At 59.7% G+C, this 26275-nt stretch carries 25 protein-coding genes; 10 read left to right on the forward strand and 15 right to left on the reverse strand.

Features of this window, described 5'->3' with window-relative positions; all coding sequences use genetic code 11:
* On the forward strand, positions 1-408 hold the full coding sequence (tatB, locus tag AB6K10_RS00605) for a Sec-independent protein translocase protein TatB (protein WP_285262882.1): 408 nt from the start codon (positions 1-3) through the stop codon (positions 406-408).
* Complete coding sequence (gene tatC / locus AB6K10_RS00610; protein ID WP_159343167.1) at positions 405-1178, forward strand: twin-arginine translocase subunit TatC; 774 nt, start codon at positions 405-407, stop codon at positions 1176-1178. Before tatB ends, tatC begins: the two co-directional genes overlap by 4 nt.
* Before the next feature lie 102 nt (positions 1179-1280).
* Here tatC and elbB read toward each other — a convergent pair whose 3' ends face one another.
* Positions 1281-1940: an isoprenoid biosynthesis glyoxalase ElbB gene (elbB, locus tag AB6K10_RS00615; protein WP_159343168.1), complete on the reverse strand. Its 660-nt coding sequence runs from the start codon at positions 1938-1940 to the stop codon at positions 1281-1283.
* A 157-nt stretch (positions 1941-2097) separates the two neighbouring features.
* Between elbB and hemB the strand changes: the two genes are divergently transcribed.
* Together hemB and ppk1 are read left to right on the forward strand one after the other, a co-directional pair.
* Positions 2098-3105: a porphobilinogen synthase gene (gene hemB / locus AB6K10_RS00620; RefSeq protein WP_253017488.1), complete on the forward strand. Its 1008-nt coding sequence runs from the start codon at positions 2098-2100 to the stop codon at positions 3103-3105.
* Positions 3106-3228: 123 nt separating this feature from the next.
* Entirely contained in the window at positions 3229-5436 is a 2208-nt protein-coding gene (ppk1, locus tag AB6K10_RS00625) for a polyphosphate kinase 1 (RefSeq protein ID WP_253017486.1), read from the forward strand.
* A gap of 58 nt (positions 5437-5494) precedes the next feature.
* On the opposite strand, the gene metE is transcribed toward ppk1, so the two are convergent.
* Positions 5495-7792, reverse strand: a complete 2298-nt coding sequence (gene metE / locus AB6K10_RS00630) for a 5-methyltetrahydropteroyltriglutamate--homocysteine S-methyltransferase (protein WP_285262879.1) — start codon at positions 7790-7792, stop codon at positions 5495-5497.
* 99 nt (positions 7793-7891) lie between these two features.
* Between metE and AB6K10_RS00635 the strand changes: the two genes are divergently transcribed.
* On the forward strand, positions 7892-8830 hold the full coding sequence (locus AB6K10_RS00635; RefSeq protein WP_159343171.1) for a LysR family transcriptional regulator: 939 nt from the start codon (positions 7892-7894) through the stop codon (positions 8828-8830).
* Here AB6K10_RS00635 and AB6K10_RS00640 read toward each other — a convergent pair.
* Positions 8793-10412, reverse strand: coding sequence for an ATP-binding protein (locus tag AB6K10_RS00640; RefSeq protein ID WP_339117749.1), 1620 nt, complete (start codon positions 10410-10412; stop codon positions 8793-8795). The genes AB6K10_RS00635 and AB6K10_RS00640 overlap by 38 nt on opposite strands.
* 13 nt (positions 10413-10425) lie before the next feature.
* A complete protein-coding gene (locus AB6K10_RS00645; protein ID WP_285262877.1) occupies positions 10426-11184 on the reverse strand; it encodes a winged helix-turn-helix domain-containing protein in 759 nt (252 codons plus the stop codon).
* Between the two features lie 227 nt (positions 11185-11411).
* Between AB6K10_RS00645 and AB6K10_RS00650 the strand changes: the two genes are divergently transcribed.
* The gene (locus AB6K10_RS00650; RefSeq protein ID WP_167520884.1) at positions 11412-11555 is read left to right on the forward strand and encodes a hypothetical protein; all 144 of its coding nucleotides are present in this window, start codon (positions 11412-11414) and stop codon (positions 11553-11555) included.
* An 81-nt stretch (positions 11556-11636) separates the two neighbouring features.
* On the opposite strand, the gene AB6K10_RS00655 is transcribed toward AB6K10_RS00650, so the two are convergent.
* From AB6K10_RS00655 to AB6K10_RS00665, 3 genes are all read right to left on the reverse strand, one after another.
* The gene (locus AB6K10_RS00655; RefSeq protein ID WP_139526324.1) at positions 11637-11816 is read right to left on the reverse strand and encodes a PLDc N-terminal domain-containing protein; all 180 of its coding nucleotides are present in this window, start codon (positions 11814-11816) and stop codon (positions 11637-11639) included.
* Between the two features lie 72 nt (positions 11817-11888).
* Positions 11889-12404 (reverse strand): TIGR02281 family clan AA aspartic protease, encoded by a 516-nt coding sequence (locus tag AB6K10_RS00660; protein WP_339117750.1) that lies wholly within the window; start codon positions 12402-12404, stop codon positions 11889-11891.
* 16 nt (positions 12405-12420) lie between these two features.
* Positions 12421-13767 (reverse strand): MFS transporter, encoded by a 1347-nt coding sequence (locus tag AB6K10_RS00665; RefSeq protein ID WP_339117751.1) that lies wholly within the window; start codon positions 13765-13767, stop codon positions 12421-12423.
* Between the two features lie 143 nt (positions 13768-13910).
* Between AB6K10_RS00665 and AB6K10_RS00670 the strand changes: the two genes are divergently transcribed.
* The 3 genes from AB6K10_RS00670 to AB6K10_RS00680 are packed head-to-tail and all read left to right on the forward strand — an operon-like array spanning position 13911 to position 16703.
* Entirely contained in the window at positions 13911-14714 is an 804-nt protein-coding gene (locus AB6K10_RS00670) for an ABC transporter substrate-binding protein (RefSeq protein WP_253017476.1), read from the forward strand.
* A complete protein-coding gene (locus AB6K10_RS00675; RefSeq protein WP_159343176.1) occupies positions 14707-15441 on the forward strand; it encodes an ABC transporter substrate-binding protein in 735 nt (244 codons plus the stop codon). Before AB6K10_RS00670 ends, AB6K10_RS00675 begins: the two co-directional genes overlap by 8 nt.
* A complete protein-coding gene (locus tag AB6K10_RS00680) occupies positions 15438-16703 on the forward strand; it encodes a diguanylate cyclase (RefSeq protein WP_339117752.1) in 1266 nt (421 codons plus the stop codon). The genes AB6K10_RS00675 and AB6K10_RS00680 overlap by 4 nt, the downstream gene beginning before the upstream one ends.
* A gap of 33 nt (positions 16704-16736) precedes the next feature.
* Here the strand turns inward: AB6K10_RS00680 and AB6K10_RS00685 are convergent, their stop codons facing one another.
* The gene (locus AB6K10_RS00685; protein WP_167520885.1) at positions 16737-16883 is read right to left on the reverse strand and encodes a hypothetical protein; all 147 of its coding nucleotides are present in this window, start codon (positions 16881-16883) and stop codon (positions 16737-16739) included.
* A gap of 44 nt (positions 16884-16927) precedes the next feature.
* Entirely contained in the window at positions 16928-18553 is a 1626-nt protein-coding gene (locus AB6K10_RS00690; protein ID WP_159343177.1) for a BCCT family transporter, read from the reverse strand.
* A gap of 291 nt (positions 18554-18844) precedes the next feature.
* Between AB6K10_RS00690 and AB6K10_RS00695 the strand changes: the two genes are divergently transcribed.
* Entirely contained in the window at positions 18845-19207 is a 363-nt protein-coding gene (locus AB6K10_RS00695) for a hypothetical protein (protein ID WP_253017468.1), read from the forward strand.
* Between the two features lie 29 nt (positions 19208-19236).
* On the opposite strand, the gene AB6K10_RS00700 is transcribed toward AB6K10_RS00695, so the two are convergent.
* The 6 genes from AB6K10_RS00700 to AB6K10_RS00725 all read right to left on the reverse strand — a co-directional run bounded on the left by AB6K10_RS00700 (position 19237) and on the right by AB6K10_RS00725 (position 26172).
* Entirely contained in the window at positions 19237-20130 is an 894-nt protein-coding gene (locus tag AB6K10_RS00700; RefSeq protein ID WP_285262872.1) for an AEC family transporter, read from the reverse strand.
* 143 nt (positions 20131-20273) lie between these two features.
* Positions 20274-23237: a bifunctional [glutamate--ammonia ligase]-adenylyl-L-tyrosine phosphorylase/[glutamate--ammonia-ligase] adenylyltransferase gene (gene glnE, locus AB6K10_RS00705; RefSeq protein ID WP_339117753.1), complete on the reverse strand. Its 2964-nt coding sequence runs from the start codon at positions 23235-23237 to the stop codon at positions 20274-20276.
* Positions 23238-23290: 53 nt separating this feature from the next.
* Positions 23291-23662 (reverse strand): diacylglycerol kinase, encoded by a 372-nt coding sequence (locus tag AB6K10_RS00710; protein WP_159343181.1) that lies wholly within the window; start codon positions 23660-23662, stop codon positions 23291-23293.
* 28 nt (positions 23663-23690) lie between these two features.
* Positions 23691-25169 carry a D-alanyl-D-alanine carboxypeptidase/D-alanyl-D-alanine-endopeptidase gene (gene dacB / locus AB6K10_RS00715; RefSeq protein ID WP_285262870.1) on the reverse strand — a complete coding sequence of 493 codons (1479 nt, stop codon included), beginning with the start codon at positions 25167-25169 and terminating at the stop codon, positions 23691-23693.
* A gap of 11 nt (positions 25170-25180) precedes the next feature.
* On the reverse strand, positions 25181-25510 hold the full coding sequence (locus tag AB6K10_RS00720) for a multidrug efflux SMR transporter (protein ID WP_159343183.1): 330 nt from the start codon (positions 25508-25510) through the stop codon (positions 25181-25183).
* Positions 25507-26172 carry a tRNA (guanosine(46)-N(7))-methyltransferase TrmB gene (locus AB6K10_RS00725; protein WP_253017464.1) on the reverse strand — a complete coding sequence of 222 codons (666 nt, stop codon included), beginning with the start codon at positions 26170-26172 and terminating at the stop codon, positions 25507-25509. Before AB6K10_RS00725 ends, AB6K10_RS00720 begins: the two co-directional genes overlap by 4 nt.
* Positions 26173-26275: the final 103 nt, after the last annotated feature.

Below are 26275 nucleotides of genomic sequence, written 5' to 3' on the forward strand. Positions count from 1 at the left end.
ATGCTGGATATCGGCTTTCTTGAACTCATGCTCATTGGCATCGTGGCGCTGCTGGTGCTCGGCCCTGAGCGGCTGCCTAAAGCGGCACGCACCACGGGGCTATGGATCGGCAAGATCAAGCGTACGGTATCCGGCATGCAGCGTGAGATCAGCGCCCAACTGGAAGCGGAAGAGCTGCGGCAGAAGCTGAACGAGCAGCAGAAAAAACTCGACGACAGCCTGAAGAAAGCCAAGCAGGACGTCGAAAGCATTGCCGAGCCACACCGCGAGACGACGGCCAACCAGCAAGCCACCGAGCAGCGCGTGGCCAGCGCCAGCGCTCGTCTAGACGACGCTCTGAAAACGGTGCGGGAAGACGCCCCAGCCACTGACCAGGCCGATCATCAAAAGGATAGCAACCACCAATGAGTATGTCTGGCGATTCCCAGGAGCCGCATAACGACCAAAGCCAAGCGCCCCTCATTGAGCACCTGATCGAACTGCGTTCGCGCTTGATGAAGGCCATCGTGGTGATCCTGGTGGTATTTCTCGGGCTGTACGCGTTTGCGAACGACATCTACAGCTTCGTGGCCGACCCGCTGATGTCGCTGCTGCCGGCAGGCTCGCAGATGATCGCCACCGAAGTGGCCTCGCCCTTCTTGGCGCCCTTCAAGCTGACGCTGGTAGTGGCGGTCTTCATTGCCATCCCGTTCGTGCTGCATCAGGCCTGGGCGTTCGTCGCACCGGGGCTGTACGACAACGAGAAAATGCTGGCCATCCCCATTTTGGTCTCCAGCGTGGCGCTGTTTTATGCCGGTGCGGCCTTCGCTTACTACGTGGTATTTCCGCTGCTGTTTGAGTTCTTCACCCAAACCGGCCCGGAAAACGTCGCGGTGATGACCGACATCAACCAGTATCTCAACTTCGTGTTGAAGCTGTTCTTTGCGTTTGGGGTGGCGTTCGAAATTCCCATCGCGACCTTTCTGCTGATCTTGTCCGGTGCGACCACCGTCGAAAGCCTTTCCAAGAAACGCCCCTACATCATCCTGGGGTGCTTCGTGATCGGGATGCTGCTGACACCGCCGGATGTTATCTCACAGAGCCTGCTGGCCATTCCCATGTACTTGCTTTACGAAGTCGGCTTGCTGTTTGGCCGCTTGGTACGTAAACGCCGCGCAGAGGCCGACACCGACGAGTAAGCGTCATCGCCCTTGCGACGAGCCACTAAAAAGCCTCTGTCATCCCACGATGACAGAGGCTTTTTCCCTACGAGTGGCCCCGCGCACGCGTCCGCGTGACCATCACCCCATCATGTCATCGATACGATCCACCAGCTTGAAAATCCCCGTCGCGGCTTCGCTGATACGCGTGGCGAGCATGTACGCCGGGGTCGTGACCACACGGTGCTCGTGATCCACGACGATATCTTCCACGCCACAGCTACGGTGCAGGCCGCCCATGGCGCTGATCGCACCCGCCACGCCCGGATCATGGCCAATGGTGACCGCAATGCCATCGCCCAGCAGGCGCGGTACCATCACCGGGGCAATACACATCAAACCGATGGGCTTGGCATCCTCTTTGAATCCGGCGAGCGCCTCTTTCACGCTCTCCAATACCTGCATGTTGTCGCTCTGCAGGGCGAAATCAGAGAGGTTTTTGGCCACTCCGAATCCCCCCGGCACGATGACCGCATCGAAGTCGTCGGCCTCCAGCTCGGTAATCGGGCTGATATCGCCACGGGCCAAACGCGCGGACTCCTGCAGTACGTTGCGGGTTTCCCCCTCCACCGGCGATTGGTCCAGGTGATTGATCACATGGTGCTGCGCCACGTCCGGGGCAAAGCAGCGATAACCGATGCCCAACTGATCCAAGCGCAACAGCGTCAAGGTAGTCTCGTAGATCTCCGAACCATCAAAGACGCCACACCCCGCTAATACGACCGCTACCTGCTTCGTCATACCTCTCTCCTTATCCAAGCCATCCATGTGGCTGAATGGCTCACTTTAGTCAGTCTCCATCGCTGCCACAAGGCGGCTTTCGCTGCATGGCATGACTGATATACTCACACCAAGCCCTGAACGGGGCACCCACATTGCGATTGCTTGGAGAGAGCCGTTGACTACCTCAACCCCACGCCACTTCCCCGCCACCCGAATGCGCCGCATGCGCAGGGACGATTTTTCGCGCCGCCTGATGCAAGAGTCGACGCTGACGCCCAACGATCTCATCCTGCCGGTATTTGTTCTGGAAGGTGAAAATCAGCGTGAAGCAGTCGCTTCGATGCCCGGTGTCGAGCGTCTGTCGATCGACCTGCTGATCGAGCAGGCCCGCGAAGCGTATGCCCTGGGCATCCCCGCGCTGGCGCTATTCCCGGTGATTGGCCCTGAGCAGAAAAGCGAGCTGGCCGAAGAGGCGTACAACGCCAGTGGCCTCGTACAGCGCAGCGTGCGTGCGCTCAAACAAGCGCTGCCCGAGCTGGGGATCATTACCGATGTGGCCCTCGATCCTTATACCAGCCACGGGCAGGACGGCATTCTCGATGAGCAGGGGTACGTCCAAAACGATCGCACCGTCGACACTCTGCTCAAACAGGCGCTCTCCCACGCTGAGGCGGGTGCCGACGTGGTCGCGCCTTCCGATATGATGGATGGCCGCATTGGGGCCATTCGCCAAGTGCTGGAGCAGGAGCATCTGCACAACGTGCGCATCATGGCTTACAGCGCCAAGTACGCCTCCAAGTACTACGGTCCCTTCCGCGACGCGGTCGGTTCGGCGGCCAACCTGGGCAAAGCGGATAAGCGCACGTACCAGATGGACCCGGCCAACGGTGACGAAGCGCTGCACGAAGTGGCGATGGACATCGCCGAAGGGGCGGACATGGTGATGGTCAAGCCGGGCATGCCCTATCTGGACGTGGTGCGTCGGGTCAAAAGCGAGCTACAGGTGCCCACCTTTGCCTATCAGGTGAGCGGCGAGTATGCCATGCATCGGGCGGCATTCGACAACGGCTGGTTAGAGGCAGAACCGGTGATTTTGGAGTCGTTGATGTGTTTCAAGCGGGCGGGAGCCGACGGCATTTTGACCTATTTTGCCCTGGAAGCAGCGCGCCTTCTTCAGCGCTGAACGTCGCTTATGCCATTAAGATGACAAATCGGTGACACCAGTTTGTCATCTTCCCCCTGCATACTGATTTAATTATCGTTATGAAGCTATGATGGGTAAAAACCACTACTGCGGGGGGCAACCATGGACGACAACGCAACAGATTCCACGTCGACACTATCGTCGACGTTACAGCCCAGTGAGACGTCGAGCAGCGACGTCGATATCGCGCCACTGCGCATCAACCGCACGCCAACCGGGGTCCAAGCCAAAGAGTCGCACACCGAAGCCGACCTGGATGACCCTCAGCTCTACTTCAACCGTGAGCTCTCCCATTTACAGTTCAATATCCGTGTTTTGGAGCAGGCGCTAGACGACGCGCATCCGCTGCTGAACCGGCTGATGTTTCTTCTGATCTTCTCCTCCAACATGGATGAGTTCTTCGAAATTCGCGTCGCCGGGCTCAAGCATCAAATGGCCCTGGGTGACGACACCACTGCCGCCGATGGCCGCTTACCCAAAGCCGTGCTGGCCGAGATTTCCGAGATCGCGCACCAGCAAATTGCCCGCCAGTACGAGATTCTCAACGATACGCTGCTACCTGCGCTGGAAGCTCAGGGGCTGCGTTTTCGCCGTCGTGACCAGTGGACCGACGCGCAAAAAACCTGGGTGCGTGATTTCTTCGACAACGAAATCATGCCGGTCATCAGCCCCATCGGCCTCGACCCCTCCCACCCGTTCCCACGGCTGGTCAACAAGAGCCTCAACTTCATCGTCGAGCTCGAGGGGAAAGATGCCTTTGGCCGCGCAGGGGGGATGGCGATTCTACCCGCCCCCCGCTCACTGCCACGCCTGATGGCGCTGCCGAAAGAGCTGTGCGCCGAGGGCTTCTCCGAATACGTTTTCCTGTCGTCGATGATTCATGCCCACGCCGAAGAGCTTTTCCCCGGCATGCGCGTGCGGGGCTGCTATCAGTTCCGCCTGACCCGCAACGCGGACATGACCGTCGACCCGGAAGAAGTGTCCGACCTGGCCTCCGCCCTACGCGGCGAGCTGTTGGCCCGTCGCTACGGTAGCGGCGTGCGTTTGGAAGTCGCCGACAACTGCCCCGACGACCTGACCAACTTCCTGCTGCGTCAGTTCGATCTGGAGAGCGGTGATCTTTATCGCGTACAGGGGCCCGTGAACCTGACCCGCATGATGGCCGTGCTGGGCGACGTCGACCGCCCCGAGCTGCTCTACCGCCCGTTCACTCCCAGCGTGCCCAAAGCGCTGAAAGGCAGCAGCCTGTTTAGCGCCATCGCGAAAAGCGACATTCTGCTTCACCACCCCTTCCAATCCTTCTCGCCTATCGAAGACTTACTGCGGGAAGCCGCCCGTGACCCCGACGTGCTGGCCATCAAGCAGACGCTCTACCGCACCGGCTCGGACTCGCCCATCGTCACCGCGCTGGTGGATGCCGCCAGCCAGGGCAAAGAAGTCACCGTAGTGATCGAGCTGCGGGCGCGCTTCGACGAGGCGGATAACCTGCAGCTAGCATCACGTTTGCAAGAAGCAGGCGCGATCGTGATTTACGGCATCATGGCGTATAAGACCCACGCCAAGATGCTGCATATCGTGCGTCGTGAGAAGGGTGAGCTGCGCCACTACGCGCACCTGGGCACCGGCAACTACCACTCCAAAACTGCCAAGCTCTACACCGACTACAGCCTGCTGACTGCCAACACAGCGCTATGCGCCGATGTGCATAAAGTCTTTCAGCAGCTCTCGGGCATGGGCAGGGCGCGCAAGATCGATACGCTGCTGCATGCGCCCTTCACGCTGCACGAGCGCTTAGTCGAGATGATCGATCGGGAAGCGCAGGTGGCACGTAAGGGGAAACGCGGCCATATCATCATCAAGTGCAACTCGCTGACAGAACCCAAGTTGATCAAAGCGCTATACCGCGCCTCTCAAGCGGGCGTGGAGTGCGATCTGATCATTCGCGGCATGTGCTGCCTGAAGCCGGGCATTCCCGGTGTATCCGACAACATTCGCGTACGCTCGATCATTGGCCGCTTCCTTGAGCACACCCGGGTATTCCACTTCCATAACGACGGCAAGCCGGAAATCTGGTGCTCCAGCGCCGATTTCATGTCGCGCAATATGTTCCACCGGGTCGAGACGTGCTTCCCGCTGCTGGATAAGAAGCTCGCCACTCGGGTACGTAAAGATCTAGAGACCTACCTGGTGGATAACTGCCAGAGCTGGCTCTTGCAGAGCGACGGCAGCTACCAGCTGCAGGACCCCGGCAGCGGTGACGCGATCAGTGCTCAGGAAACGCTGCTGTACGCCTACGCCTCGAAGAGCTAATGCAAAAACCCCGCTGCACTTAGCAGCGGGGTAATAAAAGCCGAGTAACACGCTTGGCTTAAGCGTAACGCTGGCGCAGCTGCTCAGCGGCCTCCACCATATTCGCGAGGGCTGGCTCTACCTCGGCCCAGCCACGGGTTTTCAATCCGCAGTCCGGGTTGACCCATAGACGTTCGGCCGGGATTTTCTCCAGCGCTTTCTCCATCAGTGCCACCATCCACTCCACCTCGGGAATATTCGGGGTGTGGATATCGTAGACACCCGGCCCGATCTCGTTGGGGTAAGCGAAGTCCTGAAACGCATCCAACAGCTGCATATCCGAACGCGACGTCTCGATGGTGATCACATCGGCATCCAGCGCGGCAATGGCGCCAATGATGTCGTTGAACTCCGAATAGCACATATGGGTATGAATCTGGGTGCTGTCGGCTACCCCTGCGGCACTCAGTTGGAAGCTCTCGACGGCCCAATCCAAATAGCGCTGCCACTCGCTCTGGCGCAACGGCAGCCCTTCCCGCAGCGCGGGCTCATCGATTTGAATGACATGGATACCCGCTTTTTCCAGGTCACACACTTCGTCGCGCAGCGCCAAGGCGATCTGACGGCAGGTGGTGGCGCGGGGCTGGTCGTCACGCACGAACGACCACTGCAAGATCGTCACCGGCCCGGTGAGCATGCCTTTCATCGGCTTTTCGGTCAGCGATTGGGCGTACTCGCTCCAGCGCACGGTCATCGGTGCAGGGCGCGTCACGTCGCCAAAGATGATCGGTGGCTTCACACAGCGGGAGCCGTAGCTCTGCACCCAGCCAAAGCGGGTAAACGCAAAACCGTCGAGCTGCTCGCCAAAGTACTCCACCATGTCGTTCCGTTCGGCTTCGCCGTGCACCGGTACGTCCAAGCCAAGCGCTTCCTGGCGTTCCACCGCATAGGCGATCTCTTCGCGCATCCGCGCTTCGTAGTCCGTCTGACTGAGTTCCCCCGCTTTGAACGCCCGACGAGCGGCACGAATGGCATCCGTCTGCGGGAACGAGCCAATCGTGGTGGTGGGAAACAGCGGCAGTGCCAGCAGCCTGCGCTGGGCCTGCACACGCTGTGCATAGGGCGACTGACGCTGGCTGTCTTGTGACGTGACGGCGGCCAAACGCTCGCTCACAGCGGGTTGGTGGATACGCGTCGATTCCCGGCGCGCGTCCAAGGCGCGGGTTGCTTCGCTCAAACGCTGCTCGTCTTCCGGCGTGGCGCGGTTATCAATCAGTCGCGCCAGCGTGACCACTTCATCCAGCTTCTGGCGAGCAAAGGCCAGCCAAGTCACCAGCTCGGCGTCCAGCTCGGTCTCTTGACGCAGATCGACCGGCACGTGAAGCAGCGAGCAGCTAGGCGCGAGCCACAGCCGCTGTCCCAGTCGCACTTTCAGCGGCAGTAAGCGCTCACGAAGTGCCGCCAAATCGGCCCGCCAGATATTTCGGCCATCCACTAAACCTACCGAGAGCACCTGATGCGGGCTTAACCGATCGATCACGCTCTCCACCTGTTCGGGGGCACGCACGGCATCGATGTGCAGACCCTCTACCGGTAGCCGCGTGGTGAGCGAAAGATTGTCGCCCAGCGCGCCGAAGTAGGTAGCGACCAGCAGCTTCAGCGGAGCGGACTGCAGGCGATGGTAAGCACGCTCGTAGGCCTGCTGCCAGGCCAGCGGTAAATCCTGTACCAGCGCAGGCTCGTCTAGCTGCACCCACTCAATGCCCTGAGTCGCCAGGCGAGACAGCGCCTCGCTATACACATCCAATACGCTATCGAGCAATTCGAGACGGTTAAAATCACTGCCCTTGGTCTTACCCAGCCAAAGCCACGTCAGCGGCCCGGTCAGCGTCACTTTGGGCGTAAAGCCCGCTTTAAGCGCTTCATCTACCTCGTCAAACAGCCGCGTGGAGGCTAAGGTAAATGTCTGCCCTTGATGAAGCTCCGGCACGAGGTAGTGGTAATTGGTATCAAAATATTTAGTCATCTCGCAGGCGGCCGCCGGGGTACCGCTTGGCGCGCGGCCACGGGCCATGCGAAAGGCGGTGTCCAGATCGACACGGCCTGCATTGACCTCGTCTTGGGCGTTAAAGCGCTTGGGTACCGCTCCCAGCATCACGGAAACGTTCAGCACCTGATCGTAAAAAGCGAAATCACCCACGCTGACCATGTCCAAGCCCGCAGCCTGCTGGGTTTGCCAGTGGGCCAGTCGCAGCGCTTGACCGGCGGCTTCCAGCTCGTCACGGCTGACGTCGCCCTTCCAGTAGGCTTCCGTGACTTTTTTCAGTTCGCGCTGTGCGCCGATGCGAGGATAGCCGAGAATATGAGAAACTGTCATGATGAATCCTTCCAACGTGAATGATTTCACACAGTTTGAGCGCCGCATCAACGTGAATCAAACTAAAGATTTTAATACCAAACATGAAAAATACTCACAATGATTGAATTACGCCATCTGCGCACCCTGCTGGCCCTGCGCGAAACCGGCTCGCTCGTGGAAGCCGCCGAGCGGGTGCATTTGACGCAGTCGGCTCTTTCGCACCAATTGAAAGATCTGGAAAGCCGTGTGGATAGCGCGCTCTTCGTGCGCAAAACCCGGCCAGTGGAGTTCACGCGGGCAGGGTTACGGCTGCTGGCACTGGCCGATGAGATTCTGCCGGAAGTCCGTAAAGCCGAGCGGGACCTGGCTCGATTGGCGGGCACCGAGCAGGGGCGGCTCCACATGGCCATCGAGTGCCATAGCTGCTTTCAGTGGCTCATGCCCACGGTGGATTACTTTCGCGACCACTGGCCGGAAGTAGAGATCGATATTCCCAGCGGGCACCACTTCGACCCGCTGCCTGCGCTTTCCCGAGAGCAGTTGGATCTGGTCATTACCGCCGACCCGCAACCGCTGGAAGGGGTGCATTACGTGCCGCTGTTTCGCTACGAGGGCCTGCTTGCCGTTGCCCGCCAGCACCGCTTCGCAGGGCAGCCCTATATCACCCCGGACGCCCTGGCCGATGAAACGCTCATTACTTACCCGGTGGAGCAGTCGCGGCTAGACGTGTTCACGCAATTTCTGGCCCCGGCCAACGTGCGCCCCAAAGAGATCCGCACGGCAGAACTCACCATCATGATGATGCAGCTGGTCGCCAGTGGCCGCGGTGTGTGTGCGCTCCCCAACTGGGCGCTCACCGAATATTTGGAGCGCGACTACGTCAGCGCCGTGAAGCTCGGCGACCAGGGCATTTGGAGCACGCTCTATGCGGCCATAAGGGAAGAGAGCGCCGACGCGCCATGGATGCAGGACTTTTTGCGCACTGCGAAAGAGACCTCTTTCGCAGTGCTTTCGGGGATTAAACCGGCGAGTCGCGACGAGGAATCAGCAGCGTAAAGCGCGCGCCGCCCAAGGCAGGGCTGCTGTCCACGGTGACGCTACCGCCGTGGCCAGCCATGATTTTCTGTACGATCGAAAGGCCCAGACCATAGCCGCCGGAGCTGCGGGCACGGCTATCATCCAGCCGCGCAAAGGGTTTGAAGATATCGGCCCGCGCTTCGAAAGGAATCCCCGGCCCGTCGTCTTCCACATCGATACGTACCAGGTGCGGCTCATCCCACAGGCGAATCACCACCTGAGATTTGCCATAGCGACACGCATTGCCCACCAGGTTCTGTAGCGCGCGCTGTAGATAGCGAGGTTCGGCCAGCAGCTCGATATCAGGCCCCGGCACGAGGGTCAGCTGCTGGCCGCTGTGTAGCGGCGCCAGCGTGTCGATCACTCGCTCGGCCATGGCCCGACAGTCGACCAGGGCCATTTCGAGCTCGGCACCGTTGACCGTCTCGCCACCCAAGCGGGCGTAAGTCAAAATTTCGTCCACCAGCTCATCCAGCTCGGCGATATCGGCATCGATGCCCTGTAGCTGGCGCTGAATGGCGGGCTGGTCGGTCATGTCTTCGACCATCTGCACGGCAAAGCGAATACGTGCCACCGGGGTGCGCAATTCGTGAGACACCGCGCGAATCATCTCCTGCTGGCCACGTAACAAGCTCTGCACCTGGTTCGCCATGCCGTTGAAGGCCATTCCCAAGCGGCCTAGAAAGTCCCCGCTCTCCACTTTGACACGGGTTTCCAAGCGCCCGCTGGCGATGCGCGTGGCGGCTAGCTCCAAACGTGCCATGCGCGATTCGATGCTGCGCATGATCAGGTAAACAATCAGGCTAAGCACGACCATCAACGCCACCAGCAGTGGCAAGTGCAAGTTCAGTGGCAGCGTGTCTCCTCGGGAAATCGGGCCTGCTTGAAGCCACTGCTCCGCGTCGTCGGCGTCGTTCGGTAACTGATACAGTAAGGTAATGGAGAGTTTGTCCGACACGAGGCGGGTAATCACCCCGCCCAGGGTGAGTTGAAACTGCTGTTCGGTGGTCAGGTCGTCGGGCAACGCATTGAGCAGACTCAGCGGCCAGCTGCCAGGACGCAGCCGTGTGAGCGCCGTGAGCCGCTCCTCGGCGGGCATCTCGGCCAGCCATTCGCCCAACAGCACCATGCTGCCCTGCCACTGACGCTCGCTCCAGGACCCAAACGTGGCCTCCAGCATCCACTGCTCACCGCTGCTGGACGTCGGCAGGCGCTGGCGCAGTTGCCACGGGTCTTCTGACACCAACACCGTTCCCCGCTCGATGCGCGCTCGCTCGAAATAGCCAAGCGGTGCCTCGCTGAGACTGCGTAGCGCCAGTTGCATGCCCAACTGCTCCGAAAACTCCCCAAGCAGGACTTCACGCTCCTCCATGGGCACGTCGGCAAGCTGTTGGGTCATCAAGGACATGGGCAGCGCGGCGAGCTGCTCCCGATAATCTTCACGGCGCACCTGCTCGATGAAGGAGCGCCCGCCCAGCGCGATGAAAAACACAACGCAGAGCGCCAACCCCAGCAGCAGGTAGAAGCGCAAAAACGTGCCGTGACCAAGCACTCGCCGCATGCGACAACCTCTCTTAGCTGTCCTTGACGAACAGATAACCTTTGCTGCGCACGGTTTTGATGCGGTGCGGCTGATTGGGATCATCGCCGATCTTGGGTCGTATACGCGAAACGCGCACGTCGATGGAGCGGTCCTGACCGTCGTACTTGATGCCGCGTAGGTCGCTGAAGATCTCCTCGCGGGTCAACACGCGCCCTGCGTTACGCGCCAACAGCCACAGCAGATCGAACTCGGCGCTGGTGAGATCGATACGCTCGCCGGAGAGCCACGCTTCACGGGTGGCGTTGTCGATTTCCAGGTTTTCGAACTTCAGGCGCATCTCACCATCAGGGGCGGGGCCATCGGCACGCCGCAGCAGCGCGCGCATACGCGCCAACAGCACACGCGGCTGTACGGGCTTGGGCACGTAGTCGTCTGCCCCCATTTCCAGCCCCAGCACTTGATCGAGATCGTCCGTGCGGGCGGTCAGCATCATGATAGGCCCCGCAAAATTGGGTCGCACGCGGCGGCAAATCGCCAAGCCATCTTCCCCCGGCAGCATGAGATCCAAGATCACCAGATCGGGCTGCAGCGTTAAAATGCGATCGACCCCCTTGGCCCCATCCGCTTCCAAAGTGACTTGAAAGCCATTCGCCTCCAGGTAGTCGCGGGTGAGCTCCGCCAAGCGCTGATCGTCTTCGATGATCAGCACGTGGTCCTGGTCGGGGTAGTCGGGGGTGACCGAATCCTGTGCCCCAAGTGCTTGAAATTGCTGTTCCAAGTGATCTACCATCCTTTTTCTTCACTCCGCTTAGGCAGTTTGTATTATCACCCGCTCACCCGTTGCAAAAGCAGGTTGTGATAGCTCCCAGGATACCTTAAAACCTCGCTAACGCCTGCCCCTTGATCAACGTTCGCCGGGCTTACCTTTCTGGGCGCCCTGCGCCAGCTTGATTCTTCAAACATCAGGCGCTAATGTGAAGTGGCAAACTGTCGACAATCTGGCAGGAGGAGATCCCCATGGGAGATGGCAAAGCCAAAAGTGTCATTAAACGTGTCTATGTACCCACGCAAGTACGTGACCTGCCCAACGGAGAGAAGCTAAAGATCCCCGGGCACTACAAGGCACCGCCTAGCGATGCCAATGGCGCAATGGATGATTAGCCGCTGTTCACCGCGGTCTATATAGAAAAAGGCAGGCCACTAGGGCCTGCCTTTTTTATACGCATACTGCCATGACGTTCGCTACCCTTTCGGGCCAAACAAGAACCAAGCAATCAGCCCAACGAGGGGAAATACCAGCAGCGCGATAATCCAAAGCAGTTTGGCCAGCCCACCGGCCGAACTCTTGGCGACTTTTACGATGGCCCATACGACAATGACGAGCCAGATCAAACCTAATAAACCGCCGACTTCGATACCCATGTGTCTCTCCTTGCGTGTTAACGTCCATGAGCCTTCAGCTAAGCACATGCGTGGGCTAAACACAAACGGACACTAAGGTTCTGGCAGCTTGAGCACCATCTCTCCCCCGCGTATTTCGATGGCTAACTGATTCAAAAAGCTCATGCCCAATAGGACCGTGTCGCGCTCCATACCAGGGCTGATGGAACCCTGCACATTGCGCATACGTATGCCACCCAACGCCACTTCGTCTAGCTGGGTCAGGTTGCCCTCCACGCGACCATTGGCCGTGTTGAACCAAGCGCGCCGTCCAGGCGCCAAGCCCAGACGCTTGGCCAGCTCGGCAGGCACCGCCACGTAGGTGGCCCCGGTATCCAGCAAAAACGTGACGGGCTCTCCGTTGATGCGACCTGGTGCTTCAAAATGCCCCGCTCGGTTTCGTTTGAGCGTCACCGGGGCGTTATCCGGGGCGGTGTTCATCAGGTGCACATTCGGCTGCCACATCTGCTCCAGGCCGTCTTGAATCCACCAAGTGCCCACTGCCATGAGCAGTACCCAAAATAGCAGCATCATCACGATGCCGCCGCGCTGTGGCCGGTGTGTCACCATCGCTCACCTCGACGCATCAGGCGCTTTTCCAGGCCACCGCTGCCTCACGGCCACGGTGCTCGTTGACGCCTACGCAAATCAGCATGGCCGTTATGAACAGCCCCACACATAAAAGAATAGACGCTTGCAGGCCGATCAGCGTTTGCAATACGCCGAGCATGACGATCCCTAACACCCCGGCGAGTTTGTTCGCCAGCCCCCAGAAACCGAAAAATTCCGCCGACTTTTCCAACGGCGAGAAGACCCCCACCAGCGCACGGCTCGCCGACTGGCTGGACCCCAAACTCAACCCGGCCAAACAGCCTACGATCAAGAACACGTGCTGTGCTTGCCACTGCCACCCCCACTGCTGATTGAGCCATGCGGTCAATGCGGGAGTCGCCCAGATGGCCACGATCGCGGCCACCCACAGAGCCAGGGTTATTTGGTAGGTGTGCTTGGCCCCGAGTTTATCCTGCAGAAAGCCAAACCCGATGGCCCCAGCCGCTGCCGTGATTTGTACGATGATGAACATGATGTTGCGCACGCTCTCATCCCACCCGATCACTTGCGCGCCATAGATAAAGGCAAAGGCGATAATGATGTAGACCCCCGCCATGGAGAACAGCAGAGAGACTAAAAAGATACTTAAATCTTTGAAGTAACGGAGCTCTTGGAACGTGCCCCATAACCGCTGCTGGGCAATGTGACGATAGGAGACACCGTGGGGTTTGGGCACGCCGCGCTCTTTAAGCCATAAGAACGTGGGAATGGCGGCCACCAAGAAGAAGCCCGCCGCAAACGGCCCCACCCAGCGAATGCGCTCGTAGTTCTCGGCCGTGGCCTCACCCAACACGACGAGGGTAAACCCAGCCGCCACCAAACCACCGATATAACCCAACGCCCAGCCAAAGCCGGAAATTTTGCCTAGCGCATCCGGCGGCCCCAATTCGGGTAAGAAGGCTGCGATAAACGACTCCCCCATGGAGTAAGCGTAGTTGGAGAGCACGATCAACAAGAGCCCCAACACCACGTAACCCGGCTCGACAAAATAGAGCATCGCCGTCGTCGCCACCGTTGCCATATAGCTAAATAGCAGAAAGCGTTTCTTTTCAGCACGGTAATCCATGATAGCGCCGCATAGTGGCGCACTGATCACCACCATCAAATAACTGATGGCGAGGGCAAGACTCCACAAAAAGTTGGCGAGTCGATAACCATCATTACGATCCCCCACGATGACCGTGGTAAATAGTTCGCCAAACACCACGGTAATAATGAGCAGCGTGTAGGCCTGATTAGCAAAGTCAAACATGGCCCAGCCGAAAATTTCGCGCCGGGTAGCATAGGTAGTGGCATTAGGCATGGCGGGTGCGGACGGCATATCAGCGCTCTCTTAAAAAGAGTCATAAGAGTATCAGTTAGCAGTATCGCACCGCTATCAAGGTCGTTAACAGATTAGAGGTGACAGACACACAAAGTTACTCTAACTTTGCTAGATTCATTTAATAACAGGGACGCAGTTAGATGGCGCATGGCAACGTTATAAAAAAGCGTTTACTCGCCACCCTTTCGCTGCTGTTAGGGTGTGCTGGGGTCACCGCCACTCTGTTTGCCGACCGTGTTTTGGCTGACGACTCAACGGCATCGCTGTCATCTCTGACGTTTATCACCGAAGAGTACCCGCCTTACAACTATTTAGACGGTGACCGCATCGCGGGCACCTCCGTCGAGCTACTTCAGGCCATGCTGGCCCAAATGGGCACCTCCCTGGATAAGAGGGAGATACGCTATTACCCCTGGGTACGCGGCTACGAACTCGCCTTGCAGCGGCCAAATACGGTGCTGTTTTCCACCACTCGTACGCCGAGCCGAGAGTCGCGCTTTCACTGGGTAGGCCCCATTGCCCAGGACCATGTGGTACTGCTTGCACGCCAGGGAGCGAACATTCGCGTGACCTCGGTGGACGATGCCGTCGAACAGGGGCTGAGCGTGGCGGTCATTCGCGAAGACATTGGTGCCCAGGCACTGATCGAAGCGGGCTACCCAGACGCGCTGGTGCGACCGGCCATGGATAATCGCAGCGCGCTGCATATGTTGCTTCATGAGCGCGTCGATTTGTGGGCGTACAGTACCGATGTCGCCCAGTGGATTGCCGAACAAGCCGGCTACCCTGCAGAGATCGTGGTGCCGCTCTACACGCTGAGCGAATCTTACCTATACTTTGCGCTGAACCCTGAGACGGACCCGCGTCTCGTTGCTCAGTTGCAGCAGGCCTTCGAGCGCGTCACGTCGCTCTCGCTGGCCACACAGGCAGGTAGCGATGGTTAATCGATCGATCTTTCCCGCCAAGCCCTACTGGCTGGTCATTGCGTTTGGCGCGCTGCTGATGGGCATGAGCCACGCCAGCCGCGCGCAACTCCCGTTTCTCACGATCAATACCGAAGAGTACCCGCCGTTTAATTTTCAAAATGCCCAAGGCGAGGTCGATGGCACCGCCACCCGGCAGCTACGCCATGCGTTGGAGAGCGCCGGGATCGAGGCTCGCTTTCGCCTGCTACCCTGGGCACGCGCCTACACCGAAGCAAGGTTGAGGGAGTATCACTGCGTCTACTCCACCACCCGCACTCCCGCCCGGGAACCGCTATTTCATTGGGTAGGGCCGCTGGTGATCAACGAGTGGTCGGCTTTCGGCTTGGTGGAGCGTCAACTGGACCTAGCCGCGCTTACCCACTTACACGAGTGGCGCGTCGGCAGCTTTCGCGAAGATGCCGTTGGTGATTACGTCGCCAGCCAAGGGGTCGACGTGCTGCGCGCGCCCACCGAACGGGAGAACATGGCTCGGCTGGGCGCCGGGCTCGTGGATGTCATCGTCACCGGACGGGCCACCGCTGAACAGCTGGCGGAAGAAGCAAACATCGCCATCGAACACTTGTTCACCTTCTATTACGCGCCGCTCTACCTCGCCTGCCACCCTAGCGTCGAGCGCAGCGTGATCGAGCAACTGCAGCGCCACTTAGACACACCCCCCACCCCCCGTATGGAGCCTCTGCCTTGAGTGTCGCCAAGCCCTCTCTCGCCAGCGGTCGCTTGACGCTCAAGCAGGCACTGCTGACGCTGATGATCGCTATAATGATCAGTTTGGTATCTGGAAGCATCGAGCTGCTTGGGCACGCCAGCAGCATGCGCGAAGACGTGCAAAAGCGCACCCTGCAACAACTGGCCATCGTCAACGGCGCGGCGGCCGAGGCAGCCTTTCAGCTCAATCCCGATTTAGCGCATCAAATCGCCTTTGGCTTGTTCAGCAATAGCGACATCGCTCAAGTGGCGATTCGCGACGATTTTGGCCGGGCGCTGGCGGAGTTCTACCCCTCTCAACCCACGACCACCAGCTTGCTCGGCCAGCGGCTGTTTGGCGATATCGTCGACCATGAGATGCCGCTGCGCTACTACATGGGCAGCGACATGCCCGAAGCGACGGTCGGCCATATCTCGTTGACCCTGGATGCCACCTACCTCACCCAGGAATTTTTAGCGCGGGGCTACACCGTCGTCGGTAGGAGCGTGCTGGAAGCCTTTTTACTGAGCAGCTTGGTCATTGCGCTATTTCATATTTTCATCACGCGCCCGCTGTTGAAGGTACATGCCGCCATCACCCAAACCGACCCGGCGCGCCCAGGCCAGTGGCCCAAACCCACGCTAAAAGGCCACCATGACGACGAGTTGGGCCATTTGGTCGAGAGCTTGGACCACCTACTCAATGCCTTTCAGTCAGGGCTGGAGCAGCGCGACCATCTTCACCAGCTCTCCCAGTACGACGGATTGACGGGGGTGGCCAACCGTCGCCACTTCGATATGTTCATTGCTCAGCAGTGGCAGTGGGCACACCGCGCCAAACGGCCGCTCTCGGTGATCTTCATCGATATCGACAATTTCAAAGAGTTTAACGACCACTACGGCCACGCCATGGGCGACGATACGTTGCGGGCGGTGGCAACGGCGCTGAACCAATGCATCGACCCCAGCCGCGACCTGCTGGCACGCTACGGCGGCGAAGAGTTCATTTGTGTGCTGCCTGGCAAAGCCAGCGGCGAGGCAAAGTGCGTCGCCAACTGTCTGCGCCAGGCGGTTCTCTCTCTTGCCATTCCTCACGCCTACTCCAGCACCCACTCCCACCTGACGGCCAGCATGGGCGTGGCCACCATGACGCCCGAGCAGCCGCTCAGCACCGACGACCTACTCGGTCTTGCCGACCAGCAGCTCTATCTGGCCAAACGGCGCGGGCGTAACCGTGTCGAGATACACGAACGCCCGGCGTAGCCGGGCGTTTTTTTGCTCTCCATGGGCACGTCGTCACAACAGCCAGTGGGCAATCACCGCTGAGATCCCTACTACCATGGCAGTGACCACCGCGATGGTGACGATGCGATCTAGCCAGCGGTCGAAGGCAACCCCTTTGGGCTGCCTTCGCGTTGCCCCGTGACGTCCCTGTCGAGCCATTAGCACGCTGTTTCCATGGGTGCTTCCTCTATTGAAGCCGTTGTTTAACTATTGATGCGCCGGTTGACCACGCTGGGCGCACGGCGCAGCCGCTCCTCTTCACCAAGCTGCTCGGCTTCAAACGCATCGGCCCCTACCGGGGTTTCACCGTGGCGACGGTAGAGCTGGGTCAGCATGGCTTTGCGGTCTGCGCGCAGTTCGCGCACCAGCACGATGACCATCATATACAGAATGAAGGTAAACGGTAGCGCTGAGAGCACGGCGGCCGACTGCAATCCAGACAGCCCCCCAGCCACGATGAGCGTCAGACAGATCGCCGCAATAAGTACCCCCCACACTACCCGCTTGTAGAGCGGCGGATTGATGGAGCCGTTGTCGGTCATCTGCGCCACAATATACGAAGCGGAGTCGGCTGACGTCACCAAGAAGATGAAAATCAGCAGCATGGCCACGACGGACAGCACCCCGGAGAACGGCATGAGATCGAACATCTCGAACAGGGCAACGGTGATGTTGGCCTCGGTCGCGGCCGCCAAGCCGACATCGGCACCGCTCATTTCCAGGTTGAGCGCGGCACCGCCAAATACGCCGATCCACAGGCACGCCAAGAGCGGCGGCACGAACAGCACCCCGAAGACGTACTCTTTGATGGTACGGCCACGGGAAACCCGCGCAACGAAGGTGCCAACGAAAGGCGACCAAGCAATGACCCATGCCCAATAGAAGATGGTCCAGCTACTGGCCCACTGATTGTCGCTGTAGGGCGAAATTCGCAGGCTCATGCCAATGAAGTTCTGAAGATAGTCACCGATCCCGAGCGTGATGGTCTCGAGAATAGCAATGGTCGGGCCAGTGAACAGTACGTAAAGCATCAGGCCAATACACAGCGCCATGTTCAGGTTGGAGAGCCGTTTAATGCCTTTATCGAGTCCTGACCAGGTTGACGCCATGTACGCACAAAACATCACGAAGAGAATGACGAACTGCCAAAACCCGTTCTCCGGCAGGCCAAAGACCGCGTTGAGACCGCCGTTCATTTGTAAGACGCCAAGCCCCAGCGACGTCGCCACTCCCATGACGGTGGCCACTACGGCAAAGACATCCAACCAAGACGCATAAGGACGAATACGAGGATGCTTGGCCGTGACCGACGACAACACTGACGACACCAGACCCGCCTGCCCTTTACGGAACTGAAAGTACGCAATGATCAGCCCGACGACAGAGAACGCTGCCCACTGGTGAATCCCCCAGTTGAAGTAGCTGTACTGGATGGCGTAGCGAGCAGCCGCTTCGCTCTCGCCGGGCACATCTCCGTAAGGCGGATTGAGGTAGTGCGTCATGGGTTCCGCCATGCCGTAAAACACCAAGCCTACCCCAAAACCTGCCGCCAGCAGCATGCTGATCCAGGAGAAGAACCCGTAGCTCGGCGTACTGTCCTGTGGGCCCAGGCGCACTTTGCCGTATTTACTCAGTGCCAGGCCAATCAGAAAAACGACAAAGCCAAACACTGAAAAAAGATAAAACCAGCCAAACAGTTCGGTGATGGATGTCAGCGCCGACTCCGCTGCGTTACCAAACGCTTCTGGAAAAGAGGCCCCCACCACCACTAAACCGAAAATAATCACAGCCGATGCGATAAACACCGACTTACCTCCATGGTTTGTCATAGCACCACCCTGGTTAATGAACAACATACGTTCATAAAAGTCATCGCTTATTAACGCTCATCGATAGCAGCTCATAAAACATTAGCTCATAACAACATGACGCATAATGTTAGTGCACTCGTTTAAACCTTAACATTCAATGCTAACGATCGCATGTTAAGTCATTAAGTCAGCAAATTAGTCAATCCTAATTGATTCTTATGACGGCCCTTTGAATAGAAGACCGAAGAAACAGTGAACTTGCTCGTGGTGCGAGGTTCCAAAGAAAGCAAACGAACGACGGAGGCTTTCATGCCACAGATGAATCGCGAACAACGTAATGCCGCTTGGCAGGCTGCCCACCAGTGGCGCGCCCGCGCTGCTCAGACACAGCCCAACGGTCTCATGGGCAGTCTCAAACTGCTGCTGACGTGGCTTGCGTTTGGCGCGCTGATGATCGTTGGCGTCGTACTTGGCCTGTTTTTCCTACTCGTTGGCTGGGCGATGATGCCGTTTGTTCGCCATAAGATGAAAAAACGCATGGAGCAGATGCGCGCCGATCAGGCGCAAGACATTGGCGGCGGCTATGCAAGTGAACGGCCCACCGGGCAGCAGGATGCGCTCGAAGGGAGCTACGAAGTTAAAGAGGAGCCTCGCCGCTCATCTCGCCACTAGTGTGTCGCCCAAAACACCGCCAGCTGCCGCTACGGGGGCGGCTGGATCCAGGCAAATGCCGCGGCCAACGTTAGCGGCATGACGATCAGGCTGCCTAAGTTGCCAATCAACACCAGCGACGCCACCTTGTGCGGTGCCAGCTGGTACTGCTCCGCGACCAAGTAATTCAATACGGCTGGCGGCAGTGCGGCAAACACGAGCAGCGTGGCCGTCTGCAGCGGCGTCAGCGGCATCAGCCACATGAGCGGGAGCGCCACGATGAGCCCGGAGAGTGGGCAAAGCACGGCTCCCAACAAGCCCGTCCGCCAATCACTAAAGTCGATCTCCAGCAGGCGCACGCCCAGGGCAAACAGCATGAGCGGAATACACACGCCCCCCAGCATATGCATGGCTTCCAGCAGCCAGCCCGGCAGCGGCACGCCCCCAACATTGACCAAAAGCCCCGCCACGCTGGCCGCGACGATAGGCATCTTCAACATTCGCCACAGCGACGTGCGCGGGTCGAGCATGTAAAGCCCCACCGAAAAGTGCAGCAGCATCTCCACGATGAAGACCACCACCGCCGCTGGCAGCGCTTCCGGCCCAAAGGCCAGCACCAGCAGCGGCACCCCCATGTTGCCGGAGTTATTGAACATCATCGGTGGCAAGAAGACCTTTTTGTCCAACCCCAGCCACTTCACCACGGGCCATAGCACGACCCCTGACCCCAGCACCACCAGCGCGGCCGCGCTGGCGAGCCACGCGTACTCCGCCAGCGGCGCTTGGCGGTCGGCCAGTACCGCAAATACCAGCAGAGGAACGAACAGCTCCATATTGAGGGTGTTCAGACTGCGTATATCGGGCGTGCGGAAACGTCCATAGGCGGCACCGCTGCCGGCAATCAAAAATACCGGCAGCAGCGTGGCTAGAATGTGACCGATCATTGGTAAGACGCCTCATTCTGAGGCCGTGCAGACGGGTGAGTGCACATAGGTTCGTCCTTGTTCTTATTGGAGTCGCCGCCCTGGGGAGGTCGTTATCAGGCTAGCTTTTTACCGATGCTACTGAAAAATGCCTGGCGCGCCAATCAGGGCTCCAGAAAACGCTGCCACAACCTGGTCACCACCTGACGATGTTCTGCAAACTCGCTGACTTGCCCCAACGCCTTGTCTCCCGTCAACGCCGCGCGATGCGTTCGGCTACGGTAGGCCAAATACGCGTCGCGAAGTTGCTCGGCCTCCTCCTGGGTGATGTGCCCACTCTCCGCCAGGGTCTCCAGAATGCGAATATTGTCGCTATAGGTGATCAGCGCTGGCGTTTGGTGGGAAAGCGCCAGCACGGCGTACTGACACAGAAACTCGATATCCACCATGCCACCGGCGTCGTGTTTCAAGTTAAAGGTCGCGTCGGGGCCACTCTCCACCTGTCCTTTGGTACCCAGGTGGTCACGCATTTTGTGGCGCATGCTGACCACGTCATCACGCAGCGATGCTGGGTCACGCTGACGGCGTAAAATCTCGCCACGCAGGGCATCGAACTTTTTGGCCAGCGACTCGTTGCCTGCCACCACGCGCGCGCGCACCAGTGCCTGATGCTCCCAGGTCCAGGCGTTTTGGTGCTGGTAGTCGGCGAAGGCATCGAGGGAAGTAACCAGCAGCCCCGCATTTCCTGAGGGTCGCAGGCGCATGTCCACTTCGTACAGGCTGCCTGCGGGGGTCACGGCGGTGAGCAAGTGGATGATGCGCTGGCCCAGGCGGGTGAAAAACACCGGTGTATCCAGAGGACGTGGACCGTCGGTACTGCCTTTGCCGTCGTTATCGTGCAGGAACACCAGATCCAGATCGGAGCCATAGCCCAACTCGATGCCGCCCAGCTTGCCGTAACCAATCACCAAGAACGCCGGCTCTTGGTGATGACACCCGGCGGGAGCGCCGTGCTTGCGCGTTACGTGTTTCCACGCCATGGCCAGCACCGCATCCAAGATCACTTCGGCGATGTAGGTTAAGTAATCGCTTACTTTCATCAGGTGGCGCGTACCGGCAATATCGGAGGCCGCCACGTGGAGCATTTGGGCGTGCTTGAAAACCCGCAGCGCCTCTAGCTGTGCTTCCTCGTCCTCTTCGGGTATGCGGTTGAGCGTTTGGCGCAGCTCATCGGCCAAACGCGCCTTGTCTGCGGGCGTGTAGAGCGTATCGGGGGTCAATAACTCGTCCAGCAGGATCGGGTAGCGTGCTAGCTGCTCGGCAATCCAAGGGCTCGCCGAGCAGAGTCGCATGAGATGCTCCAGCGCTTGAGGGTTTTCCCGCAGCAGCGCCAGGTACGCGGTACGGCGCAACACGGCCTCGATCAGCGGCTGCACCCGCGTCAGCGCGGTGTCCGGGGTCTCGCTCTCGGCAACGGCACTCAGCAGGAGCGGCATGAGCGCATCCAAACGCTCAAAGCCAATGCGCTGCATGCTTTGCACGGCCCGGGAGCTGGAGAGGCTCTGCACGCGCTTGAGCGCTTTTTCCGATTCGTTAAAGCCCGCTTCGCTGAGAAGGGCCTGAGCCTCATCCTCTTCAAGCTCACCGCGCCACAAAAGCCGCCACTGGTGGAGGCTGGCGTCGCTTTGCTCTTCATCGGCCTCTTCTTCAGGATCCGCGATCACCGCGTCGAAGTGCTGACGCACCCGCTCGCGGACCTCATCTAGCTGGGCGATAAGCCCGGGCCAATCCTCGTGCCCCATGGCGAAAGCGACGCGCTCGCGGTCCTCATCGTCGTTGGGCAGCATCTGAGTTTGGCGATCTTCCAACGCCTGAAGGGCGTGTTCCAGATCGCGCAGGAAGGCGTAATCCGGCAGCAGCTCGTCTACCACGGCTGGGGGCAGCAGCCCAAGGTCGGGTAAGCGCTTGAGCGCTGTTTGCAGCGAGGTGACCTGCAGCTCGGTATCACGGCCGCCGCGAATCAGCTGAAACGCCTGCACCACGAACTCCACCTCGCGAATGCCTCCCGGCCCCAGCTTGATATTGCTCTGCATGCCTTTACGCTTCACTTCCCGGTTGATCATTGCCTTCAGCTCGCGCAGCGATTCGATGGCCCCGAAATCCAGGTAGCGGCGATACACGAACGGCCGCAGGCTCGCCAGCAACTCATGCCCGGCGTCGAGGTCCCCAGCAATGGGCCGCGCTTTGAGCATTGCGTAGCGCTCCCACTCTCGGCCTTGGTCTTGATAGTAGCTGGAGAGCATCGAGAAGCTGCCCACCAGTGGGCCACCGTCGCCCAGCGGCCGCAGGCGCATATCCACGCGGAACACGAAGCCATCCGCCGTCATGGCATCCAGGGCAGCGATCAAACGCTGACCAAGCTTGGTGAAGTACTCTTGATGCTCGAGTGGCTTACGACCGCCTTCGGTCTCGCCCTTTTCAGGGAAGGCAAAAATCAGATCGATGTCCGAGGAGAGGTTGAGCTCCCCGGCGCCCAACTTACCCATTCCCAGCACCACCAGCCGTTGAGACTCACCCTGTCGTCGAGCCGCAGGCGTGCCCCAGCGGGGGGCATAAAAACGCTCCAGCCAGCCAAGCGCCGCGTCGGTGCACACTTCCGCCAGCCAAGAGACCGACCGAGCGGTGTCCCACATGGTGGCACCGTCGGGGCGGTTTAGGTCGCGCCAAACAATGCCCAGCATGCGCGCGCGGCGAAAACGGCGCAGGATACGGTGCAGCGCCTCTTCGTCCTCGGCGCTCTCCAGGGCATCATCCAACCACTGAGTCAGCGCTTCCTTACTGGGGGCGCTATCCAACTCTCCGGCAGCGTCCAGCTCGGCCAGCCAGAGGGGAAAGCGCGCCAGCGTATCGAGAGCAAAGGTGGAAATCGTCACCACTCGGGCGAGCGCTTCCCGGCGGGCCGGAGAGAGCGACTCCCAACTGCTGGAGGGTAGCGGCTGCTTGGTCATCGAGGCGATGTTGTCCGCTTGGCTCAACGCCTCGCTCAGGCGTTGGTGTGCTCCAGCGGCGGCAGGTGCGAGTGCTTTAGGAAGCGTGGCCGTGGGAAATAACGCATCGTGGGTCTGCATGAGCACCTCTTTGCCAAGCGGTTGTTATGATTATTAACGACATTCTGGGCCGATTAGCCCATCCATTTTTCCCAGCCTAACAGCCCCCAGGTCAGCCCCGCCATCATCAGCGAGAGCATCACGGCGGCCGAGCCGATGTCCTTGGCGCGTCCCGACAGTTCGTGGTGCTCGGTACCGATACGATCGACCACGTTTTCGATGGCGCTATTGAGCAGCTCGACGATCAGCACGAGAAACAGGCTGCCGACCAGCAGCAGCCAGCTGACCGGGCCTTCGCCAATCCACCAGGCGAACGGCAGCAGCACGGCGGTAATCGCCAGCTCCTGGCGAAAGGCAGATTCGTTGCGAAACGCCGCTTTTAGCCCCTTCCAGGAGTAGCGTGTGGAGTGCAGTAAATGGGTTAACCCCGTGTGACTTGGCTTCATGCCCGTTGTGCCTCAGCTAAGCGTTTCATTAATTGGCCAATATCATTGCATCTAGATCTAACGACAGCGGGTCGAGCACCTCGGGCCAGCTGAGATAAGGTGTGCTGCCGCTCCCGTTCACCAGCACGCTGAACACGCCCCAGCGCCCTTGGGCCGTACGGAAATAGCCTGCCGCAGCGCGCACGGCAAACGGCTGGTTGAGCGTGCCGGTTTTCAGCATGACGTTATGTTGGAACGTGGATGAACCGCGACGAATAAAGCGCATCACCCCATTGGCGGGCGATTGAAAAGAGGCTACGAAACTGGGGAACAGCGCGCTTTGACGGAACATGTCCTCCAGCATGACGTTGACACCGTGGGCCGAGGTGCGGTTATCGGTGGTGAGCCCGCTGCCGCTGTGTAGCGTGATTGGGCCATGCCCAGGCAGGCGCTGGACGTAGGTTTCGATGGCCTGCCCTGCCTGACGCAGCTGCGCCTGGGGCGTTTCCACCAAGTTCAGCGCCAGCACGTCGGCCATGTAGTTGTTGGAGTAGTTCATGGTGCGCAACAGCAGCTCTTGTAGCGGCTGGCTATCCACGGCGGCCAGACGCTGGGCGTTGCTCGGCGGCTGGCTGGCGCTGACGCGCCACGGATCACGAACGCTGACGCCCGACTGGTTGAGCATACTGAGCAGTACCTGAGCCGTCTTCTCTGCGGCATCCCCCGCACCACGGTAGACATCCCGCGCCACTGCGTTGGTAGAAATCTGCCCCGTCAATCGCATGACATCACCGCGCTCGTCGGTTAGCCGCTCTGCGCTGATCTCGGTACCGCTATTGGCCGGACGCGTGACGACCTGATTATCGATCACGATCAGCGGGTCTTGGCTGTCGCACAGGCCTACCCGGGCAGGTGCCCCTGGCTGGGCGGCCGGCGCGACATTGACACACCAAGTGCCAAAGTTGACGCCTGCCGAGGTGAGCGGCGCGCTGTAGGCATTGGTCACCCGGGTGCGGGCATTGCAGCGGTCCGTGGTGATGCACTCCACCGGCCCGAAGCGCCACTGGCTAACCACCAGCGCGCCGTCAACGCGGTCAACGCCCGCCAGCCGCAAGCGTTGAACGAGCCGCCATAGATCTTCGGTGGTCAGACCTGGGTCACCGCCACCTTCGAAAACGAGATCGCCCCTCAGCACGCCATCCTGCACCGCGCCGGTACTGACGAGTTGGCTAGTGAAGCGGTGCTGGGGGCCAAAGCGATTCAGCAAGGCCGCCGACATGTACGCTTTGGTGACCGAGGCGGGCGAGAGCTGACGCTCAGGGTTCAGGCTGCCCAGCAACGGGTTGCTGCCGCTATCGGCATCCAGAAGGCGCGCTTCGGCACTGATCGAAAACCCTTTTGCCTCGAGCTGGCTCAATCGGGTGAAGTCGGCCCAAAGCGCAGAACTGGCGCAGAGTGCCGCGGTCGTGAGCCCTGCGACGACACCGTTACGCAGCCAGCGTGCGGAAAAATGGAGTAAACACGTCACGTTGAGCTACCTCAATGCACATTCATTTTGGAAAAGACCTGTAGCGTCACCACGCCCGCCACGATCAGGGTAATGCCCAGCACGGCGGGCAGGTCGGGCTTTTCGCCAAACACCACGATGCCTACCAGCGTGACCAGCACGATACCCAACCCTGCCCAAATGGCGTAGGTCACCCCTACCGGCAGGGTGCGCAGCACCAGGCTCAATAAATAGAACGCAACGGCATAGCCCCCCACCACCAAGAGACTTGGCAGCGGCCGGGTAAACCCCGCCGAGGCTTTTAGCGCACTGGTGGCGATCACTTCCGCCACAATCGCTAGAATCAGATACACAAACGTCATGGGCGCTCCAAGTCGATGCACAAACGCCAGAGCGTTTGGCCACTTTGGTCATATTTGGCTTCAAACGGGGTGAGATAATCACCGTTAGGTTGCAGGGAGGTGACGCTGGCCGTCTGACCGGTGACGACTTCGACGGCCTGGGCAAACTCTTCCACATAGAGCTGCCAGTTCGAGCGCAGCTCCAGCCGCCCGCCCAAAGCTAACAGTGTGGGGAAAACCGGATGGCCATGCCAGCGCATTTTCAAGTGGGCCGACTTGGGATACGGGTTGGGGTACAGCAAATAGTGACGCTCGGGCGCCCAGCCGGCTTCCAGGGCCAGACGCCAAAAATCGACCAAATCGGCACGCACCAGCAGCGCATTGTCCGGCGGCTCGCCGTGCTCGCGTCCCAGCCGATCTTCGCTGCGATCAACGCCAATCACACGATGTTCTGGGAACTGTATGGCGAGTCGCCGGGTCGATAACCCGACCCCGCAGCCAGCGTCGAGAATCAAGGGTGCCGTGTGCTGTTGCCGCCACGCATCGGCCTGCTCGAACGCACGACGCGTGTGGTCGGCAATGGGTTTGCGCAGCGGATGCGCGAGGGCGCGCGCGACTCGGCGCGCCACATCGTGATGCGGACCGGGTTGATTGGACGTCACTGGCCGTGAAGTGTGCTGCATGCCATCCCCTGGGTTAAAAAAAGCGTGATTCTATCAGTCTCCCGCGCGCTCGGCATGACGCCGTTGTACGCCCGGTGCTATGATCACGCCCGAGCCATTTGTT

The organism is Halomonas sp. BMC6, from assembly GCF_964204995.1.
GTDB lineage: Bacteria > Pseudomonadota > Gammaproteobacteria > Pseudomonadales > Halomonadaceae > Vreelandella.

What these genes read in the sequence shown, in the direction of transcription:
- tatB (WP_285262882.1), top strand. Translation starts at nt 1, where the DNA reads ATGCTGGATATCGGCTTTCTTGAACTCATGCTCATTGGCATCGTGGCG.
- tatC (WP_159343167.1), top strand. Translation starts at nt 405, where the DNA reads ATGAGTATGTCTGGCGATTCCCAGGAGCCGCATAACGACCAAAGCCAA.
- elbB (WP_159343168.1), bottom strand. Translation starts at nt 1,940, where the DNA reads ATGACGAAGCAGGTAGCGGTCGTATTAGCGGGGTGTGGCGTCTTTGAT.
- ppk1 (WP_253017486.1), top strand. Translation starts at nt 3,229, where the DNA reads ATGGACGACAACGCAACAGATTCCACGTCGACACTATCGTCGACGTTA.
- metE (WP_285262879.1), bottom strand. Translation starts at nt 7,792, where the DNA reads ATGACAGTTTCTCATATTCTCGGCTATCCTCGCATCGGCGCACAGCGC.
- AB6K10_RS00635 (WP_159343171.1), top strand. Translation starts at nt 7,892, where the DNA reads ATGATTGAATTACGCCATCTGCGCACCCTGCTGGCCCTGCGCGAAACC.
- AB6K10_RS00640 (WP_339117749.1), bottom strand. Translation starts at nt 10,412, where the DNA reads ATGCGGCGAGTGCTTGGTCACGGCACGTTTTTGCGCTTCTACCTGCTG.
- AB6K10_RS00645 (WP_285262877.1), bottom strand. Translation starts at nt 11,184, where the DNA reads ATGGTAGATCACTTGGAACAGCAATTTCAAGCACTTGGGGCACAGGAT.
- AB6K10_RS00650 (WP_167520884.1), top strand. Translation starts at nt 11,412, where the DNA reads ATGGGAGATGGCAAAGCCAAAAGTGTCATTAAACGTGTCTATGTACCC.
- AB6K10_RS00655 (WP_139526324.1), bottom strand. Translation starts at nt 11,816, where the DNA reads ATGGGTATCGAAGTCGGCGGTTTATTAGGTTTGATCTGGCTCGTCATT.
- AB6K10_RS00660 (WP_339117750.1), bottom strand. Translation starts at nt 12,404, where the DNA reads ATGGTGACACACCGGCCACAGCGCGGCGGCATCGTGATGATGCTGCTA.
- AB6K10_RS00665 (WP_339117751.1), bottom strand. Translation starts at nt 13,767, where the DNA reads ATGCCGTCCGCACCCGCCATGCCTAATGCCACTACCTATGCTACCCGG.
- AB6K10_RS00670 (WP_253017476.1), top strand. Translation starts at nt 13,911, where the DNA reads ATGGCGCATGGCAACGTTATAAAAAAGCGTTTACTCGCCACCCTTTCG.
- AB6K10_RS00675 (WP_159343176.1), top strand. Translation starts at nt 14,707, where the DNA reads ATGGTTAATCGATCGATCTTTCCCGCCAAGCCCTACTGGCTGGTCATT.
- AB6K10_RS00685 (WP_167520885.1), bottom strand. Translation starts at nt 16,883, where the DNA reads ATGGCTCGACAGGGACGTCACGGGGCAACGCGAAGGCAGCCCAAAGGG.
- AB6K10_RS00690 (WP_159343177.1), bottom strand. Translation starts at nt 18,553, where the DNA reads ATGACAAACCATGGAGGTAAGTCGGTGTTTATCGCATCGGCTGTGATT.
- AB6K10_RS00695 (WP_253017468.1), top strand. Translation starts at nt 18,845, where the DNA reads ATGCCACAGATGAATCGCGAACAACGTAATGCCGCTTGGCAGGCTGCC.
- AB6K10_RS00700 (WP_285262872.1), bottom strand. Translation starts at nt 20,130, where the DNA reads ATGATCGGTCACATTCTAGCCACGCTGCTGCCGGTATTTTTGATTGCC.
- glnE (WP_339117753.1), bottom strand. Translation starts at nt 23,237, where the DNA reads ATGCAGACCCACGATGCGTTATTTCCCACGGCCACGCTTCCTAAAGCA.
- AB6K10_RS00710 (WP_159343181.1), bottom strand. Translation starts at nt 23,662, where the DNA reads ATGAAGCCAAGTCACACGGGGTTAACCCATTTACTGCACTCCACACGC.
- AB6K10_RS00720 (WP_159343183.1), bottom strand. Translation starts at nt 25,510, where the DNA reads ATGACGTTTGTGTATCTGATTCTAGCGATTGTGGCGGAAGTGATCGCC.
- AB6K10_RS00725 (WP_253017464.1), bottom strand. Translation starts at nt 26,172, where the DNA reads ATGCAGCACACTTCACGGCCAGTGACGTCCAATCAACCCGGTCCGCAT.